The following is a 555-nucleotide window of genomic DNA, read 5'->3' on the forward strand; positions in this document are numbered from 1 at the left end:
TTCCACATAGGTATGGAACAAGGCTCCTGCTTCAATAGCAGCAACATCCGATACTCCCACATCTCCAAAACCGTAGATGATTTGTGCCTTCTCCTCGACGGTTACCATATCCAAAGCTGCCAGTGGCTGCTGCGGATGCAGTGTAATTGCACGAACAAGCTCAGTAAAATGTTGTGCCAATCGCGCGATGGTTTCAGGCTTGTACAGCGCCGTGCTGTATTCCAGACTGCACAGAATGCCTTCCGGCTGCTCCACTGCATCCAAGGTCAGATCAAATTTGGCCGTGTTATTGTCCGTCGGATACGTCTTAAAGGTCAGACCCTCCAGTTCGAACTCCTGCTGCTCAAATGTTTTCAACTCAAACATCGTGTCAAACAGCGCATTTCGGCTCGTATCCCGCGTCAAATTCAGCTTTTCAACCAGCTCTTCAAAAGGATAGTCCTGATGCTCATAAGCACTGAGCGCATGCTCTTTCACCTCTTGCAAGTAATCCAGGAACGTTTTGTCGCCAGACGGATAATTGCGGATCGCCAGCGTGTTGAGGAATACGCCTAC

Annotated in this window: 1 protein-coding gene; it reads right to left on the reverse strand. The window is 49.4% G+C overall.

From position 1 onward, the window contains the following. The coding region (locus GRP75_RS28920) for a condensation domain-containing protein (protein WP_160791106.1) at positions 1–555 on the reverse strand (555 nt) is incomplete at both ends.

The organism is Paenibacillus sp. OT2-17 (assembly GCF_009827695.1).
In the GTDB taxonomy this organism is placed as follows: Bacteria; Bacillota; Bacilli; order Paenibacillales; family Paenibacillaceae; genus Paenibacillus; species Paenibacillus polymyxa_B.